This window comes from Desulfobotulus sp. (assembly GCF_034006065.1).
GTDB lineage: Bacteria > Desulfobacterota > Desulfobacteria > Desulfobacterales > ASO4-4 > Desulfobotulus.
In genome coordinates this window covers 1-6,280 of the sequence record NZ_JAVETM010000086.1, presented here as the reverse complement: position 1 = coordinate 6,280, position 6,280 = coordinate 1, and the positions used below count along the sequence as shown (strand labels likewise).

At 53.4% G+C, this 6,280-nt stretch carries 5 protein-coding genes; all 5 read left to right on the top strand.

Annotation, left to right across the window (positions count from 1 at the left end):
* A partial coding sequence (locus RBR60_RS16050) for a PhoU domain-containing protein (RefSeq protein ID WP_320358664.1) occupies positions 1-695 on the top strand: 695 nt, incomplete at its 5' end.
* Between the two features lie 192 nt (positions 696-887).
* On the top strand, positions 888-1,445 hold the full coding sequence (locus tag RBR60_RS16045) for a single-stranded DNA-binding protein (RefSeq protein ID WP_320358662.1): 558 nt from the start codon (positions 888-890) through the stop codon (positions 1,443-1,445).
* 371 nt (positions 1,446-1,816) lie between these two features.
* The gene (locus tag RBR60_RS16040) at positions 1,817-2,233 is read left to right on the top strand and encodes a hypothetical protein (protein WP_320358660.1); all 417 of its coding nucleotides are present in this window, start codon (positions 1,817-1,819) and stop codon (positions 2,231-2,233) included.
* A 320-nt stretch (positions 2,234-2,553) separates the two neighbouring features.
* The gene (locus RBR60_RS16035; RefSeq protein WP_320358657.1) at positions 2,554-4,965 is read left to right on the top strand and encodes a 3-hydroxyacyl-CoA dehydrogenase/enoyl-CoA hydratase family protein; all 2,412 of its coding nucleotides are present in this window, start codon (positions 2,554-2,556) and stop codon (positions 4,963-4,965) included.
* Between the two features lie 121 nt (positions 4,966-5,086).
* Positions 5,087-6,271: a thiolase family protein gene (locus RBR60_RS16030; RefSeq protein ID WP_320358655.1), complete on the top strand. Its 1,185-nt coding sequence runs from the start codon at positions 5,087-5,089 to the stop codon at positions 6,269-6,271.
* Positions 6,272-6,280: the final 9 nt, after the last annotated feature.

Genomic DNA, 6,280 nt, shown 5'->3' with positions numbered 1-6,280 from the left:
TGCAGAATGCAAAGATTGTTGCGCCGGATGTGGCCATGGAAATGGCCAGGCAGGAGATTGCGCGAATGGCCGGGCTTCTGGAGGTGATGGTGAGGGATGCGGGCCTGCTGTTTGTCAGCAGAAAACCCCTCCAGGATCGGGAGTATCCGCGTCTCACCCTTGTGGAAGGCCTGGCTTTCCGGGAGCAGGAGCTGGATTTTCTTGATAAGGTCATCGGAAACTTTCTTTTTCAGGTGGGGCGGGAGGCTGTGACAGGCACCCAGACCCAGGCCCTTTACGCCATGATTTCCATCACGCGGGACCTTGAAAGCATCGGGGATCTCATGGAGCGCAATGTACTCCCCCTTCTGGAAAAAAAACGGGCGCTTGTGAAGAATTTTTCCGTGGAAGGCCGGGAGGAACTGGAAATCTATCACACCAAGGTGCTGACCCAGCTGCGCCTTCTCAAGGAAGCTTTTCGGGAAAAGGATCTTGACAAAGCCGCGGAGATCATGGGGCGGGAACGCAAATACCTGGACCTTGAGCTGCAGTACAGGCTCCGGCACTTAAACCGCATCATGTGCCAGAGGCTGGAGTCCGTGGAAACCCATGAGGTGCACATGGAGCTGATGAATCTCATGACTCAGGTTATTGTGTACACCTCCAACATCGCCAAGACCTATCTTGCCGCAGCAGGCGAGCGAAGGGTGGCTTAGGAAGAAGGTATGGATGCTCCATGGAGGTTGTTTTTTTGGGTTTGTTGGAAAAAAGCGCTTGTGGTACAAATGAAGGCTTAAAAGTCCGGAAGCCTTTGGCGTGCCTGGCATGTGCGCGCATGTCCATGGCGGGGAGACCGGTTTCTTCCATGGGGACCGGGGTACCCTCAGAGAATCGATTAAGGAGGATCCATGCGAGGTGTGAATAAGGTCATTTTGATCGGTAACTTGGGTGCGGATCCGGAAATGCGCTATTTCCAGGATGGTACGGCGGTCTGTAATTTTAATATGGCCACTTCGGAAACCTGGACGGATCGTCAGTCCGGAGAGAAAAGGGAAAAGACGGAGTGGCATCGGGTTGTGGCTTTCCGGAGGCTGGCGGAGATCTGCGGCCAGTACCTGCGGAAGGGATCTAAGGTGTATGTGGAAGGGAAGCTGCAGACTCGCAGTTACGAAAAGGATGGGCAGACCCGCTATATGACGGAAATTGTGGCCGGTGAGCTGCAGATGCTGGATTCCCCCAGGAGCGGGCAAGGGCAACAGCCAGCAGCAGGTGCTTATGGCGGGAGTCCTTCGGCCCATCCGGCCGGGGGGTATGGGGGGGGAGGCGGAATGCCCCCATCTTCCTATGGATCATCCCATGGCGGCCATGAACCGGGAGGCTTTCAGAATGCCACCCATCCGGGGAATGCCTATGGGGGCGGGGATCATTTCCCTTCTGGTCCTCCGGATGATGACATTCCTTTCTAGAAAAAAGGACCGACTGGCCCTTTGGTTTTTCTGCATGAAAGGGATTTTTTTAAAAAAAAAACTGGGAGATCCGGGGCCTTGGGTGGGTAACCTTCATGCCTGAAGGTCTGATCAGAGAACCGGTGTAAGGAAAGCGGCTCTCGGGTTTTGATTTTTTTTCTTCCCGGATCTTCCTGCGCAGCCCCCTTCTTCCCACCCTTTTCCGGATGGAGGGAAATTTCCATCTTGATTTTTTTGGAAGAGAGGGTATGACTGGAAGCATACAAACAGTTTTAAAAGGAGTTTTTTCCGTTGCGGGGGCGCTGGTAGGGAAAAATTCCGTTGTGGGAGAGCATGTTGATTACGGTGTACAAAGGTGTACGAGGTGAGGAATGCCGAATAAAGTCATGGCGGATGTGGCGAAAAATCGTTTGTACATCCGCTACGGGGAGATGACCATTGAGCAGTACCTCCTGTTTGCCCGGGAAATTCTGCAGGAGGCGGAAAAGCTGGAAAGGGGTTTTACCATTTTGTCGGATTTGAGGGATTTTTGCCTGCCCAAAGGGGAAAACCCCATCCTGGCCAATATCCGTGAAATTACCGATATCCAGCGTCGGCTGAAACAGATGGGGGCCAGTGAGATCATCCGTGTTGTGGATCCTCAGGTCTGGCTTTTCATGGCCATGGCCGAGGCGGAAAAGGACGCAGGATATGAGGCCTTTATTTTTGATGACTACATGGAGGCGGATGCAGCTCTGGATGATATAACAGAAGAAATGGTCGGTGAAGGGGAGGAAAAAGGATTCTGACATTTTTGAAGTGTCGGAATTTTTTTTTGTCCGTTTCCGGTGTTTCCGTGTCCTGATGGCTTCGTGAATGACGAATCATTTGGGTGTTTTTCAGTCCTGAATTTTCAGGACGTATGAGAAAGTTGTTTTGTGCAGTCTGCTTTCTCTTTATAAAAGGCATTGAATTTTTTTCATATTTTCTTTCGGTGTCTTTGTTTTTGTACAAGGTAAAAACCCTTGACATACAAACATTCTTTTTGATAATGCAGTGAGACACAATTCAGGCAGTCGATTTTTTTGTTAAGGTTTGCTTGTCAAATTATTATATCCAGGAGGTAATCATGAGTAGAAAAATCAGAAAGGCCGCTGTTATCGGTTCCGGTATCATGGGAGGCGGTATCGCCGCTCTTCTGGCCGCCGCAGGTGTTGATGTGTACCTGTATGACATCGTCCCCTTTGACCTGAAAGACGAAGAAAAGAACGATCCTGCGGCCAGAAACCGCATCGTTGAAGCAGGCATGAAGGGCGCTCTGAACGCCAAGCCCGCTCTTTTCTACACCAAAAAAGATGCCGCCCGGATTGCAACCTGCAACCTGACGGATGATTTCGACAAACTGGGTGAGTGCGACTGGATCTGTGAGGTGGTTGTGGAAAACCTCAAGATCAAGCAGGATCTGTTTACCCGTGTTGAAAAAGTGATGAAGCCCGGCGCTATCATCTCCTCCAACACCTCCGGTATTCCCCTTGCCAAAATCTCCGAAGGCCGTTCCGCAGAGTTCAAGAAAAACTTCCTGGGTACCCACTTCTTCAACCCCGTACGCTACATGCACCTCCTGGAGCTGATTCCCGGCGAGGAGACCAGCCAGGAAGTTCTCGACTTCATGGCCAAGTTCGGCGAAGTGAACCTGGGCAAAGGCATTGTATGGGCCAAGGATACCCCCAACTTCATCGGTAACCGCATCGGTATCCAGGGTATCGGCGTTGTTATGCAGAAGGTTGTGGAGCAGGGCATCACCATCGCGGAAGCGGACGCCCTCTTCGGACCGGCCATGGGTCGCCCCAAGAGCGCCATCTTCGGTACCGCTGATCTGGTCGGTATGGACACCATGGTGCATGTTGCGGACAACTCCTTCAACCTCTGCCCTGAAGATGAAATGCGCAACACCGTTGAAGTCCCCAAATATGTCAAAGACATGGTGGCTTCCGGCAAGCTTGGCAACAAAACCAAGCAGGGTTTCTACAAGAGCGGCAAAACTCCCGAAGGCAAGCGTTTCAAGCAGCAGATTGATCCTGCCACGGGTGAATACATTGATATCGCCAAGCCCGAGTTCGCCTGCCTTGCAGCTGCCAAGGGCAAGGACAAGCTGACCGAGAAAGTTGCCTCTGTAGTATGGGGCGATGACAAGGGTGCCAAATTCGTATGGAGCTGCACCGCTCTTCAGCTGACCTACTGCGCCAACCGCATTCCCGAAATCGCCGACAGCCTGGTTGAGATCGACAACGCCATGAAGTGGGGCTATGGCTGGGAACTGGGTCCCTTTGAAGCATGGGATGCCATTGGCGTGAAGAAGTCCGTAGAGCGCATGAAGGCTGAAGGCCTGCCCGTATCCCCCAAAGTGGAAGAAATGCTCGCCAAGGGCAATGAAACCTTCTACAAAATGGAATCCGGCAAGCTCTTCTACTATGATTTCGCTTCCGCCACCTACAAGGCCGTTCCTGCCAATGAGGCAGCCCTCAGCCTGGCCGCCATCAAAGCGGACAACAAGGTGGTCAAGACCTGCGCATCTGCCAGCCTGATTGATATCGGCGATGGCGTATTCTGCGTGGAATTCCACACCAAGATGAATGCCCTGAACAAGGAAATCATCGAATTCATGGGCACCTCCATGGATTATGTGGATGCCAACGGTGTGGGTGTGGTCATCGGCAACCAGGCAGGCGGTATGCCCGGCGCGTTCTCTGCCGGTGCTGACCTTTCCTTTGTTTCCAAGCTGGCTCACGACAAGGCTTACAGCGAAATCGAAAGCTTCCTTGCCATGGCCCATGCCGGTCTGCAGCGGGCCACCTATGCCAAGTTCCCCGTGGTTGCTGCTCCTTACGGCATGACCCTGGGCGGTGGCTGTGAAACCTGCCTCAGCGCAGACAAGATCGTTGCCCATGCCGACCTCTACATGGGTCTCGTTGAAATCGGCGTTGGTCTGCTTCCCGCAGGCGGCGGCTGCCTCAACCTGTACAAGAAGATGATTGATTCCCTCCCCGGCGGTACCGCCAAGGAAGTGGATCTGACCAAATTCTTCATCAGCACCTTCATGGCCATTGCCATGGCCAAGGTGTCCATGAGCGCCGACGGTGCCGTAGCCAATGGCCACATGCACCCCTGGAAAGACCGCATTGTAATGAACCGCGATCTTCTCATTGGTGAAGCCAAAAAAGAAGTTCTGACCATGGTTTCCTCCGGCTACAAGGCTCCCCAGCAGAAGAAGGTCCGTGTTGTGGGTGTTGAAGGCCAGGGCATGGTAACTGCTGAGCTTTACAACATGCAGAATGGCGGCTTCCTCAGCGAATACGACGCCTTCCTTGCCAAGCGCATCGCCTTTGTTATCTCCGGCGGTAACGTGAGAGTGGGTACGGAAGTTTCCGAAGAGAGCATTCTCCGCCTGGAGCGTGAAGCCTTCGTTGATTTCTGCAAGGAAGAAAAGACCATCGCCCGTATCGACCACATGCTGAAAACCGGCAAGCCCCTTCGTAACTAAAAAAGGCTGAACGGAAACGCCTTGCTGGATTCAAGGGTGTTTTCGTTCAGGTCACAAGGGTTTTCTGGCTGAAGAACCGTTGATCTATATTTGCTAAGATTTCTTCTCAAGGAGGAATACAATGAGAGATGCATATATCGTTTCGTCCGTGCGGACTCCTGGCTGCAAGAACCGTCGGGGTGCTTTCCGTGAGACCCGTCCTGAAAACCTGCTTTCCCACGTGATGAAGTCCTGTGTGGAAAGAGTGGGTGTGGACCCCAAAGAAATTGACGACTGCATGATCGGTTGCTCCTTCCCCGAAGGGGAGCAGGGCATCAACATCGGCCGCATTGCCGCCCGTATGGCAGGGTTCCCCAACGAGGTTTCCGGTGCTACCGTAAACCGTTTCTGCTCCTCCGGTCTGGAAGCCATTGCTCTGGCCTCTCTGCGTGTTAAGGCTGGCTGGTCCGAAATGACCATGGGTGGTGGTATCGAGTCCATGACCTATGTTCCCATGGGTGGTTACTCTCCCCGTCCTCACCCTGAATTTGCCAAGACCAACCCCGAAGCCTACATCTCCATGGGTGTGACCGCAGAGAACGTGGCTGCATCCTATGGCATCACTCGTCAGGAAATGGACGAGTTTGCAGCTAAGACCCACGCCAAGGCGGCTGCTGCCCAGAAGGCCGGTTTGTTCAAGGAAATCGTTCCTACGCCTGCCACCTACTATGTTCCCCAGGCAGACGGAAGCTACAAGATCGAAACCAAGATGGTCACCGAAGATGATGGTGTACGCGAAGGCACCACTGCCGAAGGCATTGGCCGCCTCAGCTCTCCCTTCAAGTTCGGTGGTTCCGTGACCGCTGCCAACTCCTCCCAGACCACCGACGGTGCGGCCGCTACTCTGATCGCATCCAAGGAAGCCTGTGATCGCCTTGGCCTGAAGCCCATTGCCAAGATGATCGCTTATGCTGTGGCTGGCTGCAAGTCCGAAGAAATGGGTGTTGGTCCCATCTACGCCATTCCCAAGGCCCTTGCTCAGGTGGGTCTGAAACTTGAAGATATTGATATCTTCGAAATCAACGAAGCCTTTGCTTCTCAGGCTATTTACTGCTGCAAGCACCTTGGCCTCTGGGGCACCCCCATGATGGACAAGGTCAACGTAGGTGGTGGTGCCATCGCTCTGGGTCATCCCCTGGGATGCACCGGCGCCAAGCTGACCGCTACCATGATCTCCCACCTGCAGCGGACCGGCGGTAAGTACGGTATCGTTTCCATGTGCATCGGTGGCGGTATGGGTGCTGCGGGCATCTTTGAAATGGTATAAAGCCTGCTG

What these genes read in the sequence shown, in the direction of transcription:
- RBR60_RS16040 (WP_320358660.1), top strand. Translation starts at nt 1,817, where the DNA reads ATGCCGAATAAAGTCATGGCGGATGTGGCGAAAAATCGTTTGTACATC.
- RBR60_RS16045 (WP_320358662.1), top strand. Translation starts at nt 888, where the DNA reads ATGCGAGGTGTGAATAAGGTCATTTTGATCGGTAACTTGGGTGCGGAT.
- RBR60_RS16030 (WP_320358655.1), top strand. Translation starts at nt 5,087, where the DNA reads ATGAGAGATGCATATATCGTTTCGTCCGTGCGGACTCCTGGCTGCAAG.
- RBR60_RS16035 (WP_320358657.1), top strand. Translation starts at nt 2,554, where the DNA reads ATGAGTAGAAAAATCAGAAAGGCCGCTGTTATCGGTTCCGGTATCATG.